Source organism: Streptomyces sp. NPDC005799 (genome assembly GCF_040630525.1).
Lineage (GTDB): Bacteria > Actinomycetota > Actinomycetes > Streptomycetales > Streptomycetaceae > Streptomyces > Streptomyces griseorubiginosus_B.
In genome coordinates this window covers 110,109-132,784 of the sequence record NZ_JBEXXQ010000009.1, presented here as the reverse complement: position 1 = coordinate 132,784, position 22,676 = coordinate 110,109, and the positions used below count along the sequence as shown (strand labels likewise).

Sequence of the window (22,676 nt, the reverse complement as noted above, 5' to 3'; positions counted from 1 at the left end):
GCGGCAGCGTACGCCTGTAATTGAACGTGTTCAAAAACTAATCCGGTGAGGGCGAGGGCTTGGGCTTGGGTCAGCGGCCCTCCGCGGCGGAGGGCACGCTCGTCGGGGTCGCCCGGACGTCGGAGGGGGTCTTGGACGGGCGGGCCGAGGGGACTTGCGTGCGTGTACGGGCGGAGGGGGCGGTGGAGGGGCTGGTGCGCTCGCTGGTAGTGGGCGGCGTGCTCGGGACGAGGGTGCGCCGGCCCCGGCTGGGTACGGGGCTCTCGGGGGCCGGCGTCCGGGACGACGGCGGGGCGGAGGGGCTGCTGACCCGGGGCGGGGCCATCGGAACGGTCGGGGAGGACGGGGTGTCGGAGGCCGTCAGGCGCAGGGGCAGGATCACCAGAGCCGCCACTCCGCACGTCAGTGCCGCACCGGCGGCCGCGCGCAGAAGACGCCGCCGGGACGCACCTCGCCGGATCGCCTCGTAACGACCGGGGGGCGGGCCGAGGTACTCGGCCGGGGGGCGCAGAAGCACCGTCAGTTCGTCGTCTGGCCCGAGGTCCAGGTACTCGCCACCGGAGCCGAACTCCCGCCGCCCACCCAGGGAACCGCCCCCCGGTCCCCCGTCATACGCGGACGCGATACCCCGCCCGACACCCTCGGCCTCGAAACGCCACCCGGCTTCCCCGGCACCGGATTCCCGCGCGGGGTCCCCGGAACCGAAGCCCCGCCCGACACCGTCAGGAACGTGCCCCGGCCCGATGTCCGAGGCCCCGAGACCCCCCGCGCCGTCACCGGAACCGAGCGCACGCCCGGCGTCCTGCGAACCAAAGCCCCGCCCGGCGGCCGTGGAGGGGAAGCTCCGCCCGGTGTCCTCAAGACCCGAACCCGGCCCGGCATCACCAATACCTTGCCCCCCACCGGCGTCGCCGGCACCGAAGTCCCGCCCGGCACCCCCGGCACCGAGACCCCGGTCGCCGCCCTCAGGCTCCGTGCCCCACTCGGCGTCCCCGAAGCCGAAGCCCTCACCGACGCCCTCCGGCCCGGTGCCCCGCCCCGCGTCCCCGGGACCGCGCCCCCACCCGGCGCCCCCGGAGTCAAAGCCTTCACCGGCGTCCTCCGGCCCGGTGCCCGTCCCAGCGTCCCCGGGGTCGCGATCGCCGCGCCCGGGGGTCTCGCCGCCGGGGCCCTGTCCGGTGTTCTCGGGGGCGCGGTCTGCGGGCTCGGTCTCGTGGTCGAAGTCCGGGCCCTCGTCAGAGTGTGTGGTCAACGCTTCTCCTCAGGTGGGCGCGGAGCAGTTCACGGGCGGCGTGCAGGTCGGCCTTGACGGTTCCCTCCTTGCGTCCGGTCAGCACGGACACCTCCCGGATCGGCATGTCAGCGTAGTAGTGCAGCAGGATCGGGACGCGCAGGCGTTCGGGCAGGGCCTGTACGAGCAGCCGCACCGAGGGGTCCGCCTGCTCGGTCGGCGGGCTCACCGCGACCTCGTTGGTGGCACGCCGCACGGCCCGGCGTTCACGCTCAAGCTTGCGCCAGTGGTCCCGGACGAGGTTGGCCGCGGTGACGTAGAGGAAGCCGCGCGGTTCGGTGACGGCCGTCCAGCGCGCCCACAGCCGGGTGAACGCCTCCGAGGCGATCTCATGAGCCGTCTCGTCGTCGTCGACGAGCCGGCGGCACCAGCCGGCGAGACGCGGATAGAGGGCGGCGAACAACTCGGACGCGGCCTTCTCGCGGGACCGTTTCAACGTTCTCCCGGGTTCGTGGGGGGTCACTCGTGGAGGAAGAGCCCGGGCCTGCGGCGTACGTTCCGCGGGCCCGGGTTCCGGTCGGTGGTCAGTGGCCGGTGCCGGTCAGTGCCGCGAAGACGATGACGTTGTCGCGGTAGCCGTCACCGGTGCGCTCCCCGCCGCAGGTGATCAGGCGCAGCTCCGGCCGGTCCACGTTCCCGTACACCTCCTTGGTCGGGAAGTTCGCCTTCGCCACCGTCCGTACGTCCGTCACGGTGAACACCGCAGTGGTGCCGTTCTCCAGGCGCGCCTCGATCCGCTCGCCCCGGCGCAGTTCCCCGAGGTGACGGAAGACGCCGTCCCCGTAGGCGCCGACCGTGACATGACCGAGGATCACCGACGGTCCGGTCTGTCCCGGCGTCGGCGAGTTCTCGTACCAGCCCGCCCGGTCGTGCGCCTGGATCGGCGGCACCTGCACGGTCCCGCCGGCGGCCAGCCCCAGCTTCATCACCGGGGTGTCGACTCCGATGGCCGGTATCCGGAGCCCGACCGGGACGGATCGCCCCACCGCCGGCACCTGCTTCGCGGCGGGCGGCGCCGAGGACGACGACGAGGACGAGGTGCTCGCGGAACTCCCCTGCGGGGCACTCCCGGTCGAGGCTCCGGTGCCGCCGCAGCCCACGAGCAGCGCGGCCAGCGCGAGGCCGGCGAGGGCGCGCCCGGAGAGGTGGCTCATTCCCCGTTCGCCTGCCGACGGCGCAGGAGGAAGACCGCCCCGCCGCCCACGACGACGGCCGCGGCGGCGCCCCCGCCGACCAGCGCGCCCGTGTTCGAGGAGTCCGAGGTGGTGGTCACGCCGGTGTTCGGCGCGCCGCTCGGCACGACGGAGACCTGGCCGCGGGGCACCCGGGTCGGGACGGGGCTCGGGGCCAGGGTGGCCGGACGGCGCTTGGTGGGGACGGCGCTGGGCTCCTGGCCGTCGGTCGGACGGGTCTTGGTCGGGACGGCGCTGGGAGCGGTGGTGGCCCGCTCGGCGGGGCTCGGGGTCGCGGACGTCCCCGCGGCGAACGCGGGCATCGCGCCCGCCAGGACGGCGGTGGCCGCGATCACCATGGCACTGAGGCCGGTTCGGCGCATGAATCGCTCTCTTTCGTCGGTCCGCCCGGCGGTAGGGCCGGGCGGGCTGTGGCGTGGATCGAGCGGAGAGACGAGACAGCACGGGAGCGGGTTGTAAAGAGCTGGCAAAGTCGTCGAATGTCCTTCCGGTGTACGGGAGTTGGCCCACCGGTGGCGTGGGCGCGGCGAATGGGACCGGGGTGGCTCAAGGGGCGTCTGCCGTGCCTGTGCCTTGATTACGTTGAGGCCGTGTGGAACCAGCAGCAGCCACGGGACGGCAGAACCGGCACTTCCCGGCAGGCGCCCGCGGCGCCCCGCATCGCCGGGCCACCCGCCCATCCCCTGCTCGCCTTCCAGCAGTCCGCGGGGAACGCGGCCACGGCCCGGGCGGTGCGGCGGGCGCGCACCGATCGCTCGCGGCCCGCGCTGCCGGGCATCGAGGAGCGCGCCGAGGCCGGGTTCGAGCTGCCGTCGTACCTGATGGGACTGGAGGCGGCCGGGCTGTCGACGGCGTACGGGCTGACCGGGCACGAGTTCGTGCGGCACGCGGTGGCCGCAGCGGTCGGGCACGCCGACGGCACGGTCGGTGACATCGCGGCCGAGCTGGCCGGACGGCCGGAGAGCTTCTTCGGACAGGGCCGCGCCTTCGCGGTGCGGGGCCGGACCGGCAAGGAGTGGTACGACGTCACGGTCGCCGTCCGCCGGGCCCCCGACGACCGGCCGCCCGTCTTCCGCTCCCAGGACCTGCCGGCCGCCGCCGTCTCCGGCACCGACGAGGTGGCCGAGCTGGAGGATCCGGAGGGCAAGGACACCAAGGTCGACGTCCAGCACAACACCGCCGCCACGGTGAGCAGTACGGCCGGCGGCTCGGCCTCCAAGGGCGTCGGCGGGCTGGCGTTCGGGCTGGCTCCCGTGGCGCCCGGCCTGTGGGTCGGCGGCGCCGCCACCGGCAACGTCCAGCCCTGGCAGTCCTCGCGGGAGTCCCGGCACCAGAGGAACGTGGCCGAGCCGCGCGTCCTGCGCAGCGACAAGGGCTCGGTCGAGGTCCACCGCAAGGTGGTCTACGAGGTACGGGTGCAGAAGACCGGCACCGAGGAGACGCAGACCTTCCGGGACAAGGGGACGCTCACCCAGCGGGTGCCGACCGAGCACCTGGTCCCGGTCGGAACGGGTGTGCCCGCGCCCGCGCGGCCGCTCGCCGCGGACACCGCGCGCGGCGTCTCGCTCGCCGACTCGCTGGCGCCGGTCGCCGTCACCGACACGGCGGCCCCGCACCAGAGCGGCCGTGGGCTCTTCGACGCGGTCGCCTCCGTGCTGCACCCTTCGCTCACCGCGGCGGGCGCGCCGGGCCGGGCCCGGCTGTACGAGGCGACCGCGACGGCGACCGTGCTGGAGGACATGCCCCGGCTGCTGCGCGACGGCGTGGTCGGCGAGGACCTGCAGTCCAAGGACGGGAAGACGGCGGGCAGCTACCACCTGCGGGCGGCGCTGACCGGCCTCTCCCCCGCCTGGGGCACCGGCAAGACCCAGCTGCGCACCCATCAGCAGACCCAGCACACGGTGACCGAGTCCGCGGGCAAGGGCCGGGCCGTCGCCGCCGGTCTGGGCCCGGCGATCGGTGTCGGCGCGGCGGGCAACGCGGCCGTGCTGCGGGGGACCGCGATGCCGGTCGCGGCGGCCCGCAAGGCCCGCTTCAGCGTGACCGAGCAGACCGTCTCCACCCGGCAGGGCGCGGAGGTCCGGGGTGAGAAGGTGCTGTACTTCGGGACGGTGCTGTTCACCGCGGAGGGCACGGGCCCGCGCTCGGCCGAGCACATCCTGAACCCCGGGCGCCGGGTCGCCACCCACTCGATGAACGTGTGGATGAGCCTGCGGGCCGACGAGGCGCAGGAGTTGGGGCTGCCGCTGCCGCAGGGCACGAACGCCGGGCCGTTCGCCGTAAAGCCCCGGCGGACCGACGAGAACGGCGAGGAAGCGGAGGTCGAGCGCCATCTCCCGTACGGCGCGAAGGGATCGAGCGTCACGCTGAGCCGGCTCGACACCGGGCCCATGGTGCGGGCGGTGCGTGAACTGTTCGCCACCGACCCGAGGCTGGCGGGCTATCTGCCGGCCTTCGGCGCCACTCCACCGGCCCTGCAGACCGGCGACGAGGAGGCCAAGGCCCAGCGGCGCAACTACCGCGAGCTGATGACCGTCCTGTCAGAGACCAACCTCCGGGTCAACAAGGACCAGTTGCTGTCCACCGGCATCCGGGTGCGGCTGCGCCGCAAGACCACCCTGCACTCGCACGACGTACAACTCCTCGTCAAGGGCGAGATGTCGGACGCCGAGTACCAGGGCGACATCAAGGACTGGATGGTGCGCGCCCACTCCGGCGTCACCAGCAACTCGACCAGTGGGCGCGGCAGTTCGCGCTCGATCGGCGGTCTGGTGCTCGGACAGGCCCGGCTGATCCCGGGGGCGCTGACCGGTGCGGCCCGCTACGAGAGGCACAGCACCGGCACCCGTCGCAACCAGGCGGGGCCCACGGGCCGTTCGGACATCCTGACCAACGGCTCGGAGAACGCGAGCGCCTTCGCCGCGGCCCTGAGCATGCAGGTCGACGTCACCATGACCTCCCGGCCCCGCAAGCTCGCCCGCGGCCTCAGCGTCGGCTCGCCCGGCCAGGACGCGCCGGACGCCAAACTGCTGGCGGGGCTGCACATGGAGCCACAGGACGTACGGCTGCTCACACCGGCGGAGTTCACGCTGGACCAGGAGGGCCGCGACCGGCGGGACGCGGTGGCGGGGGCGCGCAGGGCGCAGGCGCCCGCCCCGGATCACGCCTTCAACGCCGAGGGCATCGGCGACCTGGCCTCGCTCACCCCGCGGCCGTCCACCGGGCGGGCGCTGCGCGACTGGCAGTTGGTGGAGAACCTCGACTCGGAGCCGGTCCGGGCGCTCGCCTTCCAGCTGCTGGCGCAGGCCGCGGCCCGCAACAAGGGTCTGCGGGAGGATCCGGCGCTGGCGACGGAGGGGCTCGCGCCCCGGCTGGCGGTGGAGGACCGGTTCGGCGAGCGGGCGGTCAAGGCGGCCCTGAGGCAGGCCGCGTCCTCCGGCTGGGTGGTGAAGAACCTCCGCTATCCGCGCCGGCTCGCCGCCCTCAATGGCGCGGTCGGCACCCGGCTGACCCTGGCCAACCCGAAGTTCGTGCACAAGGGCGAGGGGCCGGGCACCGAGACCTTCATCCTCGGCGGCCACCAGTCCGCCGGCCAGGTGGGCCAGGGGATTACCAGCACCGTGCAGTTCGGGGCGACCGGCTCCGAGAACGGTCCCGAGTGGCGCACCGGGCAGGGGCTGTCGACGTTCCGCACCACGGGCCACGGGGACAGCCGGGCCGCCGCCCTGTCCGGCACGGTGGAGCGCAACGCCCACACGCCGAAGAAGGCCCCGCTGTATCTGGTCCAGTGCGATGTGCTGGTCAACATGGTCGCCGAGGTCAAGGTCACCGGCGGCGGCCCCTATGTGAGCCAGGGCGCCCGCACGCTGCCGGGCGCGGCGGCGGTGTGGCTGACGGAGGCGCAGCTGCCGCAGCGGATCCGGCGGCAGCTGAACCTCGACGCCGACGCCGACCTCGTCATGCGTCCACCGGCGGCGCGGGGCGAGAGCAGGGCGGAGAGTTCCCGGACGGCCGCCGAACGGGCGCGGGCCACCGCGGGTACGTCCTCGTCCGCGCCGGCCCGGAGCAGCGGTGGGCCCGCGTCCTCGCGCACGGACGGCCCCGGTTTCGGCAGCGGTCTGCCCCTCGGCTTCGGCATGGTCGAGGACCTGCCCGACTTCGTGCCGCTGCTGGGACGGCTGCGGTCCGACCTGGTCCAGAACCGGCACCAGGACGTCGCCGACGACCTGCTGCCCCGGCAGCAGCTCAAGGACCGCAACGACAACGTGCAGCGGCTGCTGCGCATCCTGGACCGGGACGGCTCGGCCGGGCTGCTGTCCAGCGCCATGGACGGCGGGGTCACGGTGGAACTGCTCGACGGCCGCAGCACGCCCTACTGGGCGGTGTTCCGCGTCGACCGCAGGGGGGACGGCGCGTACACGGGCGACGCGGGCGACGGCCGGGACATGGAGTACATCACCGCGGCCGTCTCCCAGCAGGCCGTCTCCCAGGACGAGGGCACGGTGACCGGCGTCGAGGGCGTCCTCGCCGGCTCGGGCAAACCGGACGCGGGCGCCGGGCAGTTGAAGAGCACCGGCGGCGCGGCGGGCGTCGGCTACGCCTCCGGCGACTCACGGCGCAGCGGTGCGGCGAGCCGTGGCCAGCTCGGCATGAAGACGGTCGCCGAGGCGAAGTCCGCGCCGTCCGCCAGGATGCGGCTGCCGGTGCGGGCGAGCCTCGAACTGTACAAGGGCGGCACCCGGCTGGCGCTGGCCCGCATGGACAACCTGGCGCTGACCCACCGTGTGCTGCACAAGGACCTGGCCGCGCTGAACCGGGTGAGCGCACCGGTGCGGGCCACGGCGCCCCCGGTGCGCGGCCCGCGCGACGACGGCCCGTCCGGACTCGGCTCCTGGCACGCGGGCGGGGTGCGGCTGCCGATGGAGGCACAGGTCAACGGCTTCCAAGGGGCGCCACGCGTACGGGAGCTGGTGACGGCGGCGGTCCGGCAGGCGGGCGGCGGCGAGCGGTTCCGGGACAAGGGGCAGGCCGCCGCGTACGCGCTCAACGAGGCCGTCTCCACCGAGTGGATGATCGCCGCGCTGCCGCTGCTCACCTCCGCCGGCGTGGACCTGCCGCCGGTGCACGCCTCCGGCGCGGAGGGGCAGGACCTGCGGGCCTCCCTGCACGCGCGGCTGCGGGCCGGGCGGGTGCTGGGCCTGGGCGACACGATGACGTTCGAGACAGTGGGCCAGAGCCATCTCCAGGCGCCCCGGCCCACCCAGAGCGACGGCGTGAGCTCCGCCGAGCACGGCAGACAGGCCCGGGCGCTCGGCGGCGCGGGGCTGCTCAACGCGGACGAGTTCCGCCTCAACCAGCTGATGGCCAACACGGGCGGATCGGGCGGTGTCTCGGACGCCGCGGCGAACTCGGCGGGGTCGATGCCGCTGCACAAACCGAAGATGAAGGCGGTCCTGGTCCAGTTCACGCTGGACGTCAGGGTGGTGGCCAGGGTGACCAACCGGGTCCGCAGCGGCCGTACGAGCACGGCGGTGCGCGAGCTGACCCTGCCGACGCCGGTGGTGATCCGTATGCCGGAGCCGATGGTCCGCCGCATGCTGACGACAGAGGGCGGACAACTCCAGGACCCCGACAACCACTTGGGCGTCACGGCGACGGTCGCGCCGCCGCCCCCGTCGGCCACCTGAGCGGACATGGTGAAGTCCGCAGCGGTTCGGTAACGCCCCTGAAGGGGCGCGGGGCTGCGGTCGATGTGCGGCTCCGCCGCGCGGGCGCGACCGGCCACGACGGCGCCGCGGACGACCGACGACACAGCGCGGCACTTCCAGCGGAGCGCTTAGTCGGCGCTCAGCGCCTCTCTCAGCTCGCCGCGCCGCCGGATGCCCAACTTCTTGTAGGCGCTGGTGAGATGGGTCTCCACGGTGCGCCGGGCGAGGTGCAGCAGCCCGGCGATCTCGGTGTTCGTGCGGCCGTCGGCGGCGAGGCGGGCGATGCGCAGCTCGCTGCCGGTGAGGGAGCCCGAACCGGTGCGGACGAGGGCGGGGCGACGTGCGCCGCCCTCGCGCAGCGCCTCCTCGGCGAGCTCCCGCAGCCGCAACGCGCCCAGCCTCTCGGCACGTTCGGCCGCCTCCCGCAGACACTCCCGGGCCCTGCCGCGCTCCCCGGCGGCGGTCAGCAGCCGGCCCTGTGCGAGCAGCGCGGCCGCCAGCTCCGGTTCCGTAGCCGCGGGCGCGTCCCGCAGCAGTCGTACGGCCTCCTCGGTCAGCTCAAGGCCCCGGCGGCCGCCCGTGACGGAGCCGAGGGTGCGCAGGGCACGGCCCACCGTGCGGGGCGTGGCCCACTCGCGGGCCAGCCGCAGCTCCTCCTCTGCCAGGGCGAGGGCCTCCTTCGGGTTGCCGAGGGTGAACCAGCACTCGGCGGCGGCCGACCGCCACGGGGTGACGACCGGACTGACCACCTCGCGCGCCGACTGACGGCGGCCGCACTCCATGAAGTCGTGCAGGGCCCCCGCCGGATCGCCCGCGGCGGCGCGCTGGACTCCACGCGCGTACAGGAAGCGGTTCAACTCCCAGCTGTCCGGGGCCTCGCGCAGGTCGAAGCCGTCCGCGAGGCGCTGCGCCTCGGCCGCGCGGCCGGTCTCCACGAGCGCCAGCAGGATGTGCGCGTGCGCGTTGGAGGGGCCGGTGACGGGCAGTACGGGCGGTTCGGCCGGGAGGCGCCCGAACTCGCCGCGGGCCGCCGCGATGTCGTCGCGGGTGCTGAGCAGCGCCTGGTGCATCGGGTGCAGCAGCCCGGGGCGTTGGCCGGCCAGGCCGCGCTCCACCAGCCGGTCCGCCTCGTCGAGTTCGTCGGCCCACTGGGCGAGCGCGGCGGCCGTGCCCAGCAGGAAGGGCTCCGTCAGCGGATCGGCGGGCTCGGCGAGCAGGGCGCGCACCCGGTGCATCGCCTCGGCCGCCGAGGTCAGTCCGGCGGTGGCCGCGTACCGGACGAGGATGGCCCGGGTGGCCGGGCCGAGCAGCTCCGGCGCGTTCTCCGCGGTGTCGCACAGCTCGCGGTACACCTCGCGGCGGACCGTCTGGTCCTGGTCGGAGAGGAGGGCGGAGGCGCTCTGCAGGGTGGCGGCGAGTTCGGGCCGGTCGGCCAGCTGTTCGCCGACGGAGCGCAGGACGTCCACGGCGGCGCGGGGCCGGCCGCGCCCGGCGAGCGCGGTGCCGAGGGCGATCGCCGCGCGCACCCGGTCCTGCGGGGTCCCCGGCAGCCGCAGCGCCTCGGTGAGCCGGGGGATACCGGCCGAGGATGTGCGGTCGGCGACCTCCAGGGAGCCCAGTTCGGTCAGCAGCCGCTGCCGGCGTTCGTCGGGCAGCGGCTCGTCCAGGGCCCGGCGCAGAAAGGCCACCGCGTCCTCGGCGCGGTCGTCGCGCAGGGCGAACGAGGCGGCGTCCTGCAGCACGGTCGAGGCCCAGGGGGCGTACACCGGGTCGGCCAGCAGCAGTTGCCGGGCCACGGGTTCGACGGGGGCACCCCGGTGCAGCAGCGTCTCGGCGGCCGTCCGGTGCGCGGCCCGCCGCCGGGACACGGGCACGCCGGTGAGCACGGCGTCCCGCAGCAGCGGATGGCCGTAGCGCGGGCGGCCGTGGCCGTCGGGGCGCAGCAGACCGAGCCCGGTCATGGCGGTGAGCCAGCCCACCACCCGGGCGGGGTCGGCCCCGGCCAGCTCGGCGAGCAGGGCGCCGAGTCCCTCGGGGACACGGTCGAACTCGGGGGCGGAGCGCTCCCACCGTTCGTCGGAGCCGTCGAAGGAGCCGCGCACCTCGTCGAGGTCCGGGTGCGTACGGCCCGTTCGGGACGGTCCCTTGTGGTCCCAGCCCTCGTCGAGCACGGCCAGGACGCGGGCCACCTCCGCGGTGCCCGGTCCGGCGCTGTCCAGCCACCAGGACACGGCCGCCGGATACGCCCCCGGGTACAGCGCGGCGCAGCTCTCCGGCACGGACGCGGGCTCGCCGGACGCCCGCAGATCGTCGAGGAGGGCCCGCAGCAGCAAGGGGCTGCCCGCGCCGGCCCGGACGCAGTCCTCCGCCCAGGACGCGGTCACGCGGGGGAAATCGGCGCGCACCAGGGCGGCCGCCGACTCCGGGGTGAGCGGGGCGAGGGTGTGGGTGCCGACGAGGGCCGGCGAGAGGGTGTGGGTGAAGCCCGGCGCGGGCAGTTCGACGTCGTACTGACTGCGCTCGGTGACGGCCAGCAGGATCGGCAGGGCTAATCGGTCCACATGCCGGGCGTACTCCACCAGCCAGCGGTACGAGGGCGCGTCGGCCAGGTGGACGTCGTCCACGGCGACCAGCAGCGGCGACTGTTCGGCGCGGGCGTCCAACGCCCTTTGCAGCACGGCACCCTGCTCGCGTTCGGTGTCGGCCGCGTCGAACCCGGGCACCCCGCCGAGGAGTTGGAACACCGCGGCGAAGGGCACCGCGGCGTCGGCGGGAGCGCAGCGGGCGCGCAGCACCCGCATGCCGTGCGCGGCGGCGGCCTCGGCGGCGGCCTCCAGCACGGTGGTCCGGCCGGTGCCGGTGGCGCCGCGCAGCAGCACCAGACCGCCCGCCCCGGTGCGGGCGCGCGCCGCGGCGTCCGCCAACAGCACGGCGGCTTCCCGGTGTTCGCGCGGCTGCTCACCCTGCGCTACGGCCATGCCTGCCTCCTTGCTCGGACCGGACGTGTTCCGCAGTCGAGGACGGCCCTCGTCCCGCGGCGGTGGCGTGACAAGTCCCACGGCGGCCGGATCCGGCCCTCGCGGAACCGGGAGGTCGGGCGCCGTCGTGGTAGTCGTACGGCCGATCTCGTGGTGCTGCTCGTGGTCCTCCACGATTGCGGCCGCCCCACCCGTCACACGAGTGTGGGAAACGCACGCCTGTCACCAACCCCCCAGAGGTTGCGTGCACGTGGACATAGGGGAAACGCTTGCTCAGCTCATCGCGGACCACACGCTCCGGTACGGCCGACGTGCCCGAGCGGATACCCGTGGCGGTGCACGCCTCCGACCCGATCCTGCGCGAGGGGGCGATCGGCCAGCTGCGCCGGTATCCCGAGATCGACCTGCGCGAGGAGTCCGGTCCCGGCACGGTGGCGCTGCTCGTCGGCGACGTGCTCGACGAGACCGCGCTGACCCGGCTGCGCCGGCTGGTGCGCAGTGAGGGGGCGCGGGCGGTGCTCGTCGTGGGCTCCCTGCGCGAGAGCGAACTGCTCGACGTGATCGAGTGCGGGGTCGGCGCCATCGTGTGGCGGCACGAGGCCACCTCGACCCGGCTGGTGCAGGCCGTGCTCGCGGCGGCGCGCGGCGACGGCGACCTGCCCGCCGACCTGCTGGGCCGGCTGATCAACCAGGTGGGAACCCTGCACCGCAGTGCGGCCGGACGGCCCGGCGGACCGTCGTCGGGGCTGACCCCGCGCGAGGTGGACGTGCTGCGTCTGGTCGCCGAGGGCCTCGACACCGGAGAGATCGCCGGCAAGCTGTCCTACTCCGAACGCACGGTCAAGAACGTGATCCACGGGCTGACCACCCGGCTGCATCTGCGCAACCGGGCGCACGCCGTCGCGCATGCCCTGCGGGAAGGCTACATCTGACCGAACGGGCAGCCCACTCCGCCCCCTTGGGCAGCGGAGTGCGCCCGTGAACCGTCCCCCGCGTGCCTGCACGGACGGCCGGGGCGGAGGGCAGGATCGGGTACGGCAGCGGGTTTCATGCGGTGCGGGGCATCGCGGGGCGGGAGCAAGACGGTGATCCACGAGGTGGACGAGGTCCTCAAGGGCCTGCTGAGCGGTGGCGCGTTGTCCGGCTCGGGCATCGACGTCGCCTTCGACGCCCCGACCCGCGACTGGGCCGCGCGCCGCAACTCGCCCACGATCAACGCCTACTTGTACGACATCCGGGAGGACGTCAACCGTCGGCAGCGGGGCCACGTCGCCGTGCACGACGAGCGGGACGTGATCGTCAAGCGGCGCCAGCCGCCGCGCTGGTTCCGGCTGTCGTACCTGGTGACGGCGTGGACCAAACGGCCGCAGGACGAACACCGGCTGCTGTCCGCGGTGCTCGCCACACTGATCCCGCGTGAGCTGATCGGACCCTCCGAACTCCCGGGCGCGCTCGGCGCACTGGGCCTGACCATCCCGTTGTCGGTGGCCGGCATCCAGACCGAGTCCCGCTCCCTGGCGGAGATCTGGTCCGCGCTCGGCGGCGAACTCAAGCCGTCCCTGGACCTGGTGGTCACGGCCCCCTTCCCGGCCTACCCCGAGTACGACGCCGGCCCACCGGTCACGGAGGGCGCCGCGGTCCGCGTCCGCACCCTGGACGACGCCCCGGTCACGGACGAACGCGCCCACCGCCCGAGCCAGGTGGCGGCGGTCAGGGAGGCCCGAGCGGCGGCCCGCACCACGGACCGGACACCGTGACGGCCGACGCGCTGACGGACGGCGCGGCGGCCGCGGACGGTGTTTCGCGGGAGCACCCGGAGGATGATCCGGTCGGTGCGCCCCACGTGCCGTACGGCGTGGCCGAGTTGGCCGAAACAGATCCAGCCGTCGCCCTCGTCACGCGGCTCGGGGTGCTGCGCGAGCGGGTCGCCCTGGTCGTGGAGCAGCGGTCCGTGGACGATCCGACGGCGGCCGATCCGCTGCGCGGGCTGTATCTGTCGGAGGAGGCGGTACGGCATCTGCTGCGGCCGGTGGCGCCGGTGCGGCTCCCTCTCCCCGACCCCGCCGAGCAGCCGTACGACCGGCTGGGCGAGCTGTCCGCGCGGCTCGGGCTGACCGAGCTCGACGCGATGCTGCTGCTCATCGCCCTCGCGCCCGACCTGGACCGCACCTTCGAGCCGCTGTACGGCTACCTCAACGACGACGTCAGCCGCCGCCGGGCCACCGTCGCGCTCGCCCTGGACCTGGTCGGCGTCCCCGTCCACTCCCCGGCCGGACGGGCCCGGTTCCAGCCGGCCGCCCCCCTGTCCGCGCTCGGTCTCCTCACGGTCGAGGAGCCCGAACGCCCCTTTCTCGGGCGCTCCTTGCGCGTTCCGGACCGTCTGGCCGCCCACCTCCTCGGCGACGACACGCCCGACGCGGCGCTCGCCGGCCATCTGCATCCACTGAACGCGCCGTCGGACGGCGGGACCGACGGCGAGTTCGGCCGGTTCGTCGAACGGCTCGCCGCCCGCCTCGACGCCGGCCCCCCGCCCACCGTCTATCTCCGCGAGCGCCGTGAGGGCGACGGGCTCGCCTGTGCGGCCGCCGCTCTGCGTGCCGCCGGCGTCCCCGCCCTGCGTTTCTCCGGGCCCGAGGACCGGGTCCCCGACCTGCTGCGGGAGGCCCGGCTGCGCGGACAGACGGTGGTCGTGTCCGGGGTGCCGGACCAACCCGCCGGTCTGATACGACAGTTGGTGGCCGCCGCCGACGTACCCGTGCTGATCACGGCCCCGCGCCCCTACGACCCCCACTGGTCCGACCAGGACCCCCTCGTGCTGGACGTGCCCCGGCAGCACGCGGGGGCGGTGGACGCCTGGACGGCCGCACTCGGCGCGGAGAACGTCCACGGCTTCGATCTGGCGGCCACCGTCGCCCCGTACCATCTCCCTGGCGAGCACATCTCCCGGGCCGCGCGGGCCGCTCTCGGCCTCGCCCGCTTCGAAGGGACCCCGCTCTCCCCCGCCCATCTGCGCCTGGCCGCCCGCCAGCAGTCCGCGTCGGGGCTGGAGCAGCACGCCCGCCGGATCCGCCCGGCGGTCGACTGGACCGACCTCGTACTGCCCGACCGCCCCCTCACCCAACTGCGCGAACTCGCGCTGCGCGCCCGCCACCGCGACCGGGTTCTCGGCGACTGGCGGCTGAGCGCCGGCGGTGGCCGGGGCCGGGGCGTGCTGGGTCTGTTCGCGGGCGAGTCCGGCACCGGAAAGACGCTGAGCGCGGAGGTCGTGGCCGCCGAACTCGGCCTCGACCTCTATGTCGTCCAGCTGTCCTCGGTCGTCGACAAGTACGTCGGCGAGACGGAGAAGAACCTCGAACGCATCTTCACCGAGGCCGACCGCACGGACGCCGTGCTGCTCTTCGACGAGGCCGACGCCGTCTTCGGCAAGCGCTCCGAGGTCAAGGACGCGCACGACCGGTACGCCAACATGGAGAGCGCCTATCTCCTCCAGCGGCTGGAGTCCTTCGACGGGATCGCCCTGCTCACCACCAATCTGCGGGCCAACATCGACGAGGCGTTCACCCGCCGGCTGGACCTGGTGGTCGACTTCCCGTTCCCGGACGCCGAGCAGCGGCTCGCGCTGTGGCGGCACAGCCTGTCCCACGTGCCGTGCGCCGAGGGCGTCCAACTCGGGCCGGTGGCGGCCGACTTCGAGCTGGCGGGCGGTTCCATCCGCAGCGCCGTGGTGACGGCCGCGTACCTCGCCGCCGGCCGCGGCGACCTGGTCACCGCGGCCGATCTGCTGGAGGGCGCCCGGCGCGAGTACCGCAAGTCCGGCCGTCTGGTGCCGGGCGAGGGCGCCTGGTAGCGGCGCCCTCCCGCGTCAGTTCTGCACGCGCCACTTCTGGTTGGGTGTGCCGGAGCAGGTCCACAGCTGGAGCTTGGTGCCGTTGCCGGTGCCGTTGTCCGTGGCGTCCACGCACTTGTCGGCCTGCGGGTTGACCAGGTCGCCGGCCTGGCTCAGCACGAACTGCTGGGCCGGGTTGCCGCTGCACCGCGCCAGCTGGATGTGCGCCCCGTCGTCCTTGGAGCCCCACGCCACGTCCATGCACATCCCGACGGAGCGCACGGTGCCGTCCCCGCGGAAGTCCCACTTCTGGTTGGCGCTTCCGGCACAGTCCCACAGTTGCAGCTGTTTCCCGTCCTTGCCGACGCCGTTCTGCGCGTCGGTGACGTCGATGCAGCGGTTCGAGCCCTGCCCGATGATGAGTTGCCCCACGACGGGTGTGGCGGTCTTCCTGGGCGTGGTGTTCGAGGACCCGCCCCCGGACTTCTTGCCGCCGCCCGAGGACGTGCCGGACCCCTGCGAAGTCCCCGAGTCCCCCGCCCCCTTGGGCTGCTCGGCTCCACCGCCCTGCGCGGGGGTGGACGCCGGAGGGGCTGCCGGGGTGAGGGCGGGTGTCGGAGTGGGCCTCGGGGCCAGGGTGTTGGCCGCCTCGACGGTCTTCTCGGTGGCGCCGGAGTTGACGGCGGGTTTGTAGGCGATCCACAGCATCACGAAGGTGATCCCGAGGGCGACGAAGACACCGAAGAAGGTCGCCAGCCACCGCGGCAGGAACCCGCGCTGCAGGTAGGTCCCCTCCACCGGGAGCGGGTTGGTGCCCGAACGGACCACGTTCAGCGTGTAGGGATGCTGTTCCTTGCTCCCGAACCAGATGATCCGGCGCGGCTTCAGCGTCGTCTTCACGAACGCCGCACGCCCCGGCTCGATCTGCACATTGCTCGGATGGATGTCGTACGACAACTGATCACCGTTGTCGCTGCCGCTGACCGACGCCGTCAGCTTCGTGTTGCCCAGATTGTCCACCGCCAGCCGCGGCCGGCCCCGAAAACGCCCCTTCACGGTCGGCGGCACCAACTCCGCCCGCACCTCCGTGAACGGCGTGATCGTCAGATTCCCCTCCGGAACCGTCGTCGCCTCCGGATGCTCCGTCGGCGTGATCCGCACCGCATACGGATTCGGACCCGCCGCCGCATCCGGCGTACGCGGCGGAGCGAACGTCAACTCCACCGTCCCCGTCGTCCCCGGATACAACCGCAACGACTGCGGCTCCACCGTCGTCCAGGGCGCCACCGGCCCCACCGGCTCGAACCGGTACTCATCCACCACGTCACCGGTATTACGCAACCGCAACCGCACACGTGCACTACCACCCGGGTCCACAGTCGCGGAGGCGGGTTCCAGGGAGGTCCACAGGCTCACGCGTCGACGCTAGGCGGGTGCGGGCGTGCGGTCAGGAGTCTTCCGTGCACAGCTCGCTGCCCTCGGGGCCATAGAGGGGCGGGCCGGAGGACTCCCGGCCCCGTCGTGCGGCAGGGTCTGCCCGTTCGGCCACGCGATGCCGGCCTTCCGTACCTGGCGTCGGCCGTCGGCCCCGGGTATCGAGGAGTAGCCCTACCGCGTTCCCGCCCAGGAAGAGGTTGCATGCACACCCAGGACGGCACAAGAGTCACGGAGCAACGGGCCGGCGGCACGCGCATGACGTCACCTCGTCGTACGCCCCCGCCCCGTCCCGTCCCGGCCGTGCCGGACCCCCGGTCCAGGGGTGCGCTGAGTCCCGGCTCGATGGCCGCCATCCAGGCGACGGCGGGGAACGCGGCGGCCGTGCGGGCGGTCCAGCGGACGGCGACCACCCAGGAGCCCGCGACGGCGGCGCAGCCGCAGCACCAGCCGTACGAGCAGACTGTCGCCGAGTACCTCGCGGCGGGCGGGCCGCAGCGGCTGTACCGGGCGATCCGGATCGAGTCGCAGGTCAAGCGCCGCCAGGACGCGTCGGCGTCGTCCGTCACCGCGACGGCGGACGGAAACCTGGGCGAGGGGATCTCGGCGCCGGCCGAGGTGAAACGGATCTACCAGACCCTCAGCCGGTGGCCTGAGGGCAAGGACATCGAACCCGTCGATCCCCACGCGACCTTGACCGTGGCCCACCATGTGGCGGGCGACAACTACGGCACGCAGTACATCTCCTTCAGCCCGAGCCGTGAACGGGCCACCACCTACTCCAGGTACAACTTCAAGGAAGGGCCCGCGGAGAACCTGGAGTACGGCCAGAAGCCGCGTCGGGTGAAGCAGTGGGCACCCGTCATCGAGATCGACGTGAGCAGGCTGGGCTCCGGGACCCGGCTGGTGAACCTCGGAAACCCGGCCGTCCATGGGCAGACCAACCTCGCGGAGCGGTCGGACATCGGCTCCATGGCGACGAGCGACATGGAAGTGCTCATCAAGGGCACGGTCGCGGCGGGCGCGGTCACGCAGGTGTTCGGTGTCGAGGACGCCATCAGGGAGATGGACCTGGACGCCCGCAGGTACCTCATGGAGCGGGAGTTCAGGCTCGGCCGCCGGGAGGACGACCGGGAGGGCTGGGACAGCATGTTCCAGGCCAATGTCCCCGAACATCTCCGGCAGCACTTCCAGCACCTCCAGGAGGAGCCGGAGGAGGTCGCGCCGGAGCCCCGGAACAGGCGGCGCCCCGCGTCGCAGTCGCCGGTCCGCCAGGACGACGACCCCGGGCCCGTCGTCAAGAAACCGAAGAAGAAGACCAAGGCGAAGGCGAACCCGAACCTGCTCAGCTTCCGAGACGACGAGTAGGCCCGGTCCCCGGCCGGGTGTCAGGCGCCGCCCAGATCGGGGGCGGCGCCCTGGGCCATCCGGCGGCCGTTGGCGGCGGCCCTGCGCTCGAAGGGGTCACCGGGGTCGGAGACCCGCGCGCCCGAACCGTCGTCGGTGCCGGCCACGGGCCCCGAGCTCTGCTGGTGGACGTGGTCGATCTCGTGGAACAGCGTCTCGTCGTCGATGCCCTGGGCGCCCACCACGATGTCGGAGCCGGAGGTGTAGGCGCGGGCGCCGTACTCCAGGGCCGAGCGCTGCGCCACCGTCCCGGAGTGCACCCGGACATGGGCGAAGCTCATGCCGTACGCCTGCTCCGCCTTCGCCTGGATCCGTGGCTCCAGCGGACTGCCCGGCGAGCTGGTCGCCTCGAACACCGACGAGCGACGCTGGACGGCCGGCTCTCCGGAGGCGTCGCGCTGGACCTCCGCGGTGTGGCCGCAGTCGGGTCCGTGCTCGTGCCGCGCCTCCTGGATGGCGCGCGTGACCGCGGCGTTGCCGGCGGCGCGCTGCAGGGCGAGCAGCGGCGGCAGCGGGGCGGCGGACCGGGCGGGGGCGGGTGTGCGGTCGGCGGACGAGCGGTTCTCTTCGTGTGCGCGCATGGGCCTTCCCGGTCGCGGACGGGACGTCTGACTCCCGGAATAACGGCTCGGGTGCGACGGCGGAAGGACCTCAGGGGCAGTCCTGCGGGCAGATCCGACGGCCGAGGGGGGCACGGGCAGCGAACAACTGCCCTTGAGGGCAGCCGGATTGCCCGAGGTCCGGCACCGCAGGCCGTTTCCCGGGGACTTGCGCGCGCGTGAGGCTGGAGGCGTTCCTGTCTCGTACCCCGAGGAGAGCAGAGCATGCCGTCCTACCTGTCGCCCGGCGTCTACGTCGAGGAGGTGGCCAGCGGCTCGCGCCCCATCGAAGGGGTGGGCACGTCGGTCGCGGCCTTCGTGGGGCTCGCCCCGACCGGTCCGCTCGACGAGCCGACGCTGGTGACCAACTGGAGCCAGTACGTCGCGAGCTTCGGTGAGTTCACCGACGGGTACTACCTCGCGCACTCGGTCTACGGCTTCTTCCAGAACGGCGGCAGCGCCGCGTACGTCGTGCGCGTGGGCGGTTCCGCCGACGACGCCGCGGCCGCGGCCGGCACCGCCCCCGCCGCCGTGACCGGCTCCGCCGCCAAGGCCGCGCTGCCGGCGGCCGAGCCCAAGCAGATCGGCACGTTCTCCGTGACGGCCATCGCCTCCGGCAGCAGCGGCTCGCTGAGCGTCGAGGTCGCCGACCCGGAGGGCGAGGGCCCCGCCGAGCGGTTCAAGCTGATCGTCAAGGACGGCGACAAGGCCGTCGAGAGCTTCGACGTGACCGCCAAGAAGGGCGGCCGCAACTATGTGGTCACGCAGGTGAAGGAGCGCTCGAAGCTCATCACCGTGACCGAGGCCGCGCCGGCCGCGCAGCTGGTCCGCCCGGACAACCAGACGGTGGCCCTCGCGGCCCCGGCGCCCGCGCCCGCCGTACCGGACAAGGCCGTCGAGAACGGCTCGCACCCCGGCCCCGCCCACTACCTCGGCGACTCCGCCGACCGTACCGGCTTCGGCGGTCTGGAGGCCGTGGACGAGATCTCCATGGTCGCCGTGCCCGACCTGATGGCCGCCTACCAGCGCGGCGCGATCGACCTGGAGGCCGTCAAGGCGGTCCAGTTGGGTCTGATCGCGCACTGCGAGCTGATGGGCGACCGCGTCGCGGTCATCGACCCCCCGCCGGGCCTGAACGCCCGTCAGATCCGGGTCTGGCGCCAGGAGACGGCCGGCTACGACTCCAAGTACGCCGCCCTGTACTACCCCTGGATCAAGACCTTCGACCCCGCCAGCGGCTCCTCCCGGCTGATCCCGCCGAGCGGTCACGTGGCCGGCATCTGGGCGCGCAACGACTCCGAGCGCGGTGTGCACAAGGCGCCCGCCAACGAGGTCGTCCGCGGCGCGGTGGACCTGGAGATCCAGATCACCCGCGGTGAGCAGGACCTGCTGAACCCCATCGGCGTCAACTGCATCCGCGCCTTCCCGGGCCGGGGCATCCGCGTCTGGGGCGCCCGCACCCTCTCCTCCGACCCGGCCTGGCGCTACCTGAACATCCGCCGGTACTTCAACTACCTGGAGGAGTCGATCCTGATCGGCACCCAGTGGGTGGTGTTCGAGCCGAACGACCACGCCCTGTGGGCCCGGATCCGGCGCAACATCTCGGCGTTCCTGGTCAACGAGTGGCGCAGCGGCGCCCTGTTCGGCCAGCGGCCCGAGGAGGCGTTCTACGTCAAGTGTGACGAGGAGACCAACCCGCCGGAGTCGGTCGACGTCGGCCGGGTCGTCTGCGAGATCGGCATCGCGCCGGTCAAGCCGGCCGAGTTCGTGATCTTCCGGCTGGCCCAGTTCTCCAGCGGCAGCGGGGAGTTGGAGGAGTAGGCCGCGCGCCGAGCCTCCGTACGGCCCTTTTCGAGACCCTTAGAAGGACAGCGAAGACATGAGTCTCCAGCCGGGTGACGCCCTCACCTCACACAATTTCGGCCTGCAGATCGACGGCGTGATGGTCGAGTACCTCGCCGAGGTCAGCGGTCTGAGCATCGAGCAGGACGTCATCACGTACCAACAGAACACCCCTAACGGCCAGAACGTGGTCAAGAACCTGCCGGGTGTGAAGAAGAACGGCACCTGCACGGTCGTCCGCGGTATGACCCAGTCGGCCTCGTTCACCCAGTGGATCAACGAGTCGATCAGCGGCCAGATGACGACGGCCCGCAAGAACGCGTCGATCATCATGATGGACTTCCAGAACAACCCGGTGAAGCGCTACCACCTCCGCAACGCCTGGTGCAACAAGATCGACGCGAGCACGGTGAAGGCGGGCGAGGCCTCCGCGCTCACCGAGACCGTGACCATCGCGTTCGAAGAACTGGTCATCGAGTAATGCGGCGTTCGGCTGCCAGGGCCGGCGCCGCCGTCACGTACTCCGGCGTGGACGCGGCGGCGTCCGCGCCGGAGACGGACCGGGAGCTGCCGGGGCCGGAGGCGACACCGGCCCCGGCTCCCGCGTCGGCCCCCGTGCGCCAACAGGAGTCACTGCGCACGGAGTTCCCCTTCCAGCTGCCGCGCGGGTACGTCGACGAGACGGGCACCGTCCACCGGGACGGCGTGATGCGCCTGTCGACGGCACGGGACGAGCTGGTGCCGCTGCGGGACGTCCGTGTGCAGGAGAACCCGGCGTACCTGTCCGTGGTCCTGCTCGGCCGGGTCATCACCCGCCTGGGCACGCTGCCCATGGTCCACGACGGGATCGTGGAGAACATGTTCGCCTCCGACCTGGCGTTCCTGCAGGACTTCTACCGCCAGATCAACGCGGAGGGGCACACCCGGGCGGCGGTCCGGTGTCCGCACTGCTCGGAGCCCTTCGAGGTGGAACTCGGCGGGAGCCGCCTGGGGGAATCGTGACGTACGCGACCGACCGGCTGCACGAGGAGATCGCGTACGTCGCTTACCACTTCCACTGGAGCATGGACGAGATCCTGGACCTGGAGCACCACGACCGCCGCCGCTTCACTGACGAGATCGCGTCCCTGGTGACCCGGGCCGGGGCGGAGGGCTGAGCGGTGGGGTTCCTGGACCGGTTGCGGAAGCGGACCGAAGGCGCCGACGTGCCACGGGTCGACGTCACGGCTGACGGTGACGGTGGTGTGCGAGCGGTGGAGCCCACGCCCCCTCCGTCCGCCGCCTCTGCCGCGGACACGCGGGCGCGCCCCGTCGTGGCCGCCTCATGGCCGGGGTTGCCGCCGATTCAGCGGGCCGTGGTGCCCGGGCGGGCCGAGGTGGCGGACGCCGGGTTCGGGGGACGGTTGCCGACCTGGCAGAACCCGTCGTTCGCGGGTACGGCCTCCCCCGCGGTGCTGGACGGACGCGCGAGCGCGAGCCTCGCCGGTGACGCGCCGCGTACGGCCGTGGGCCGACCGGTGCCGGGCCTCGAACGCCACGCCGGCGCCCTGCCCCTGGCCGACCCCGTCACCCCGGTCCAGCGCACTCCGGCGGTACCGCTGCGGGCGCTTCCGGCGCGGGAGTCGGGGACGGGGGCGGGGCCGCGGAGCGCGGCAGTGCCGACCTCCGGTTCGGGCAACGGAGAAGAGGCCCCGGCCCCCTCGGCTTCGGCTCGTGCACCCCAGTGGCGGGCAGCTCCGACACAGGCCCCCGCCGCAGCGCCGCGCCCTGCGCCCGGGGTCCGGGTGACACCGGTACCGGCCGCTGCTTCGTCATCCCCACCGAGGTCCCTGACGAAGGCCCGGACCGGGACAGCGGCCGTACAGCGACGGACACTGCCGGTGGCCCGACGGGCTTCGACGCCTGCGAGCGAGTCGGTGTCGGCATCAACTGACGGTGCCGCGGGCCAAGTTGCACCGACAGGGTCCTCCTCACCGGTCGGGACGGTCTCGCACGACGGTGACGTGGAGCCGTCGGTTCAGCGGGCGCCGGGCGGTCCGGCTTCTGCGAGCACGAGGGCCGTCGCGGGTGGCGAGCCGTCTGGTCCTGTACGGGGTCCCGGTCGGGCTTCCGGTGCCGTGCCGGATGCGCCTGCCCAGGGGCGGCCCACGCACGGGAACTCGTCCGGCGGCGGCACCGTCATGCCGCCCACGCCCCCGCGCACCCCCGCGGTCCCGGCATCCCCCGCAGTCCAACGCCGCGCGGCCTCCGGCTCGGAACGTCCCCGGTCCTCCTCGAACGACAGCGGCGGTACGGCACCTCCTGCCGCCGGCGGCTCCCGGTCCTCGTCCAGCGACGACAGCGGTACGGCACTCCCAGCCCCCGGCGGTCCCCCGTCCTCGTCCAGCGACGACAGCGG

At 73.6% G+C, this 22,676-nt stretch carries 17 protein-coding genes; 9 read left to right on the top strand and 8 right to left on the bottom strand.

The features are described from left to right. Window positions 1-70: 70 nt before the first annotated feature. The 4 genes from ABZ453_RS11560 to ABZ453_RS11545 all read right to left on the bottom strand — a co-directional run bounded on the left by ABZ453_RS11560 (window position 71) and on the right by ABZ453_RS11545 (window position 2,846). Window positions 71-1,252 (bottom strand): hypothetical protein, encoded by a 1,182-nt coding sequence (locus ABZ453_RS11560; protein ID WP_359013953.1) that lies wholly within the window; start codon window positions 1,250-1,252, stop codon window positions 71-73. After that, on the bottom strand, window positions 1,236-1,727 hold the full coding sequence (locus tag ABZ453_RS11555) for an RNA polymerase sigma factor (RefSeq protein WP_359013952.1): 492 nt from the start codon (window positions 1,725-1,727) through the stop codon (window positions 1,236-1,238). Before ABZ453_RS11555 ends, ABZ453_RS11560 begins: the two co-directional genes overlap by 17 nt. Before the next feature lie 88 nt (window positions 1,728-1,815). Next, window positions 1,816-2,445, bottom strand: coding sequence for a class F sortase (locus tag ABZ453_RS11550; RefSeq protein ID WP_359013950.1), 630 nt, complete (start codon window positions 2,443-2,445; stop codon window positions 1,816-1,818). Continuing rightward, window positions 2,442-2,846 carry a sortase-dependent protein gene (locus ABZ453_RS11545; RefSeq protein WP_359013948.1) on the bottom strand — a complete coding sequence of 135 codons (405 nt, stop codon included), beginning with the start codon at window positions 2,844-2,846 and terminating at the stop codon, window positions 2,442-2,444. Before ABZ453_RS11545 ends, ABZ453_RS11550 begins: the two co-directional genes overlap by 4 nt. 228 nt (window positions 2,847-3,074) lie before the next feature. On the opposite strand from ABZ453_RS11545, the gene ABZ453_RS11540 reads away from it, so the two are divergent. Next, entirely contained in the window at window positions 3,075-8,171 is a 5,097-nt protein-coding gene (locus ABZ453_RS11540; protein ID WP_359013946.1) for a hypothetical protein, read from the top strand. Window positions 8,172-8,320: 149 nt separating this feature from the next. Here ABZ453_RS11540 and ABZ453_RS11535 read toward each other — a convergent pair whose 3' ends face one another. Further along, on the bottom strand, window positions 8,321-11,170 hold the full coding sequence (locus ABZ453_RS11535; RefSeq protein WP_359013944.1) for an AAA family ATPase: 2,850 nt from the start codon (window positions 11,168-11,170) through the stop codon (window positions 8,321-8,323). Window positions 11,171-11,439: 269 nt separating this feature from the next. Here ABZ453_RS11535 and ABZ453_RS11530 point away from each other — a divergent pair, with 269 nt between their 5' ends. The 3 genes from ABZ453_RS11530 to ABZ453_RS11520 all read left to right on the top strand — a co-directional run bounded on the left by ABZ453_RS11530 (window position 11,440) and on the right by ABZ453_RS11520 (window position 15,017). Beyond that, complete coding sequence (locus tag ABZ453_RS11530) at window positions 11,440-12,102, top strand: response regulator transcription factor (protein ID WP_359013942.1); 663 nt, start codon at window positions 11,440-11,442, stop codon at window positions 12,100-12,102. A 153-nt stretch (window positions 12,103-12,255) separates the two neighbouring features. Beyond that, entirely contained in the window at window positions 12,256-12,927 is a 672-nt protein-coding gene (locus ABZ453_RS11525; protein ID WP_359013940.1) for a DUF4255 domain-containing protein, read from the top strand. 86 nt (window positions 12,928-13,013) lie between these two features. Beyond that, window positions 13,014-15,017, top strand: coding sequence for an ATP-binding protein (locus ABZ453_RS11520; RefSeq protein ID WP_359014074.1), 2,004 nt, complete (start codon window positions 13,014-13,016; stop codon window positions 15,015-15,017). Window positions 15,018-15,032: 15 nt separating this feature from the next. Here ABZ453_RS11520 and ABZ453_RS11515 read toward each other — a convergent pair whose 3' ends face one another. Further along, window positions 15,033-16,412: a ricin-type beta-trefoil lectin domain protein gene (locus tag ABZ453_RS11515; RefSeq protein WP_359013938.1), complete on the bottom strand. Its 1,380-nt coding sequence runs from the start codon at window positions 16,410-16,412 to the stop codon at window positions 15,033-15,035. Window positions 16,413-16,634: 222 nt separating this feature from the next. Between ABZ453_RS11515 and ABZ453_RS11510 the strand changes: the two genes are divergently transcribed. Beyond that, the gene (locus ABZ453_RS11510) at window positions 16,635-17,798 is read left to right on the top strand and encodes a hypothetical protein (protein WP_359013936.1); all 1,164 of its coding nucleotides are present in this window, start codon (window positions 16,635-16,637) and stop codon (window positions 17,796-17,798) included. A gap of 20 nt (window positions 17,799-17,818) precedes the next feature. On the opposite strand, the gene ABZ453_RS11505 is transcribed toward ABZ453_RS11510, so the two are convergent. Further along, window positions 17,819-18,418, bottom strand: a complete 600-nt coding sequence (locus tag ABZ453_RS11505; RefSeq protein ID WP_359013934.1) for a DUF4157 domain-containing protein — start codon at window positions 18,416-18,418, stop codon at window positions 17,819-17,821. Window positions 18,419-18,661: 243 nt separating this feature from the next. Here ABZ453_RS11505 and ABZ453_RS11500 point away from each other — a divergent pair, with 243 nt between their 5' ends. Genes ABZ453_RS11500 through ABZ453_RS11485 form a run of 4 tightly spaced genes read left to right on the top strand, consistent with a single transcriptional unit; the run spans window position 18,662 to window position 21,435 of the window. After that, window positions 18,662-20,257: a phage tail sheath subtilisin-like domain-containing protein gene (locus tag ABZ453_RS11500; protein ID WP_359013932.1), complete on the top strand. Its 1,596-nt coding sequence runs from the start codon at window positions 18,662-18,664 to the stop codon at window positions 20,255-20,257. Window positions 20,258-20,315: 58 nt separating this feature from the next. Beyond that, entirely contained in the window at window positions 20,316-20,759 is a 444-nt protein-coding gene (locus ABZ453_RS11495) for a phage tail protein (RefSeq protein ID WP_132856017.1), read from the top strand. Further along, window positions 20,759-21,280: a hypothetical protein gene (locus tag ABZ453_RS11490; protein WP_359013929.1), complete on the top strand. Its 522-nt coding sequence runs from the start codon at window positions 20,759-20,761 to the stop codon at window positions 21,278-21,280. The genes ABZ453_RS11495 and ABZ453_RS11490 overlap by 1 nt, the downstream gene beginning before the upstream one ends. Further along, window positions 21,277-21,435, top strand: coding sequence for a DUF6760 family protein (locus ABZ453_RS11485; RefSeq protein ID WP_165955043.1), 159 nt, complete (start codon window positions 21,277-21,279; stop codon window positions 21,433-21,435). Before ABZ453_RS11490 ends, ABZ453_RS11485 begins: the two co-directional genes overlap by 4 nt. 188 nt (window positions 21,436-21,623) lie before the next feature. Here the strand turns inward: ABZ453_RS11485 and ABZ453_RS11480 are convergent, their stop codons facing one another. Next, window positions 21,624-21,956 (bottom strand): hypothetical protein, encoded by a 333-nt coding sequence (locus ABZ453_RS11480; protein ID WP_359013927.1) that lies wholly within the window; start codon window positions 21,954-21,956, stop codon window positions 21,624-21,626. Window positions 21,957-22,676 lie beyond the last annotated feature (720 nt).

Excerpts from the sequence above, each read along its gene's own strand:
- ABZ453_RS11550 (WP_359013950.1), bottom strand. The coding sequence starts at position 2,445 with ATGAGCCACCTCTCCGGGCGCGCCCTCGCCGGCCTCGCGCTGGCCGCG.
- ABZ453_RS11545 (WP_359013948.1), bottom strand. The coding sequence starts at position 2,846 with ATGCGCCGAACCGGCCTCAGTGCCATGGTGATCGCGGCCACCGCCGTC.
- ABZ453_RS11535 (WP_359013944.1), bottom strand. The coding sequence starts at position 11,170 with ATGGCCGTAGCGCAGGGTGAGCAGCCGCGCGAACACCGGGAAGCCGCC.
- ABZ453_RS11510 (WP_359013936.1), top strand. The coding sequence starts at position 16,635 with ATGCACACCCAGGACGGCACAAGAGTCACGGAGCAACGGGCCGGCGGC.
- ABZ453_RS11505 (WP_359013934.1), bottom strand. The coding sequence starts at position 18,418 with ATGCGCGCACACGAAGAGAACCGCTCGTCCGCCGACCGCACACCCGCC.
- ABZ453_RS11500 (WP_359013932.1), top strand. The coding sequence starts at position 18,662 with ATGCCGTCCTACCTGTCGCCCGGCGTCTACGTCGAGGAGGTGGCCAGC.
- ABZ453_RS11495 (WP_132856017.1), top strand. The coding sequence starts at position 20,316 with ATGAGTCTCCAGCCGGGTGACGCCCTCACCTCACACAATTTCGGCCTG.
- ABZ453_RS11490 (WP_359013929.1), top strand. The coding sequence starts at position 20,759 with ATGCGGCGTTCGGCTGCCAGGGCCGGCGCCGCCGTCACGTACTCCGGC.